Source organism: Paenibacillus alba, assembly GCF_013204855.1.
GTDB classification, from domain to species: domain Bacteria; phylum Bacillota; class Bacilli; order Paenibacillales; family NBRC-103111; genus Paenibacillus_E; species Paenibacillus_E alba.
The window spans coordinates 1-1766 of sequence record NZ_JABMKZ010000086.1 but is presented as its reverse complement, the minus strand read 5'-3'; the positions used below and the strand labels follow the sequence as shown (position 1 = coordinate 1766).

Genomic DNA, 1766 nt, shown 5'->3' with positions numbered 1-1766 from the left:
CCCCACCTCATCCCCGCATTTTTCAACATGCGTGGGTTCGGGCCTCCAGTGAGTGTTACCTCACCTTCACCCTGGACAGGGGTAGATCACACGGTTTCGGGTCTACGTCCACGTACTAAAGCGCCCTATTCAGACTCGCTTTCGCTGCGGCTCCGTCTCTTCGACTTAACCTCGCACGGGAACGTAACTCGCCGGTTCATTCTACAAAAGGCACGCCATCACCCATAGAGAGGGCTCTGACTTTTTGTAAGCACACGGTTTCAGGTTCTTTTTCACTCCGCTTCCGCGGTGCTTTTCACCTTTCCCTCACGGTACTGCTTCACTATCGGTCACTAGGGAGTATTTAGCCTTGGCAGATGGTCCTGCCGGATTCCGACGGGGTTTCACGTGACCCGCCGTACTCAGGATACCTCTAGGGATTTCGTTCAATTTGGGCTACAGGGCTTTTACCTTCTATGCCGGACCTTTCCAGATCACTTCGCCTATCGAACTAACCCCATATCGAGGTCCTACAACCCCAAGGAGCAAGCTCCTTGGTTTGGGCTATTCCGCTTTCGCTCGCCGCTACTGACGGAATCACTTTTGTTTTCTTTTCCTCCAGGTACTTAGATGTTTCAGTTCCCTGGGTATGCCTCTACAATAGCTATGTATTCACTATTGAGTAACTGCGCATTACCACAGCTGGGTTCCCCCATTCGGACATCCCCGGATCAAAGCCTGCTTACGGCTCCCCGAGGCATTTCGTCGTTCGCCACGTCCTTCTTCGGCTCCTAGTGCCTAGGCATCCTCCGTGTGCTCTTTCTAGCTTAACCTAGAAAAAACTTTAAAGATTTTTGTGTAATCGTTAGATTAACACAACCTAAGTTCTTACTTTACGTTTCATTTCGTTATCTAGTTTTCAAGGAACAACGTTGTTGCAATGTGAATCCATTATCCTCGCCCTATTTCAGCGGCGAAAGTTATCTTATCACATCTTCTTACTGCATTTCAAGTCGAAATTTCCTTGGAAATTCCTGTCTTAAAATGTATTATGGTGGAGCCAAGCGGGATCGAACCGCTGACCTCCTGCTTGCAAGGCAGGCGCTCTCCCAGCTGAGCTATGGCCCCAAACTTTACCCCAAAAAGTGAAGTATGGCTTCGAGGTTGATTCCGTCCGCAACGAGTGTTAGCTCGTTCGGCGTCTAAACTTACCTTAATACGCGGTCGTACTTCTTCGCATTACTTCGATAGGAGTTTAGACATTACTTTCCGGGGACCCCGATACTGGATGCTTCCATATGAAGTTATTGGTGGGCCCTAGTGGACTCGAACCACCGACCTCACCCTTATCAGGGGTGCGCTCTAACCAGCTGAGCTAAGGGCCCTCAAAAGACAACTACTACAAAATAAAAACCCACCTACAAGCTTTCGAAGCTTTCTCCGAAAGCTTGCCATGGGTTCGCTTGGCAACGTTCTACTCTCCCAGAACCCTGCGGTTCAAGTACCATCGACGCTGGAGGGCTTAACGGTCGTGTTCGAGATGGGAACGCGTGGGTCCCCTCCGCCATCATCACCAAACGAGTGCAACATGGTGTTAGCCATCCTGCTGAAAGATTGCTCTTTCAAAACTGAACACGAGTGAGTAAGCGATTTGTGTGTTAAACACACTTGACTGGATCTATCAGATCCGAGTCTCCATAGAAAGGAGGTGATCCAGCCGCACCTTCCGATACGGCTACCTTGTTACGACTTCACCCCAATCATCTACCCCACCTTCGGCGGCTGGC

General features: G+C 50.0%; 2 tRNA genes and 3 rRNA genes. All 5 read right to left on the bottom strand.

The annotated features are described in order from the left end of the window. Positions 1–812 (bottom strand): 23S ribosomal RNA (locus HQN90_RS37950); the annotation flags it as partial. A gap of 219 nt (positions 813–1031) precedes the next feature. Continuing rightward, positions 1032–1107, bottom strand: a tRNA-Ala gene (locus HQN90_RS37945). A gap of 180 nt (positions 1108–1287) precedes the next feature. Then, positions 1288–1364: transfer RNA gene (locus tag HQN90_RS37940), tRNA-Ile, on the bottom strand. 76 nt (positions 1365–1440) lie between these two features. After that, positions 1441–1557: ribosomal RNA gene (rrf, locus tag HQN90_RS37935) — 5S ribosomal RNA — on the bottom strand. Between the two features lie 123 nt (positions 1558–1680). After that, positions 1681–1766: ribosomal RNA gene (locus HQN90_RS37930) — 16S ribosomal RNA — on the bottom strand; the annotation flags it as partial.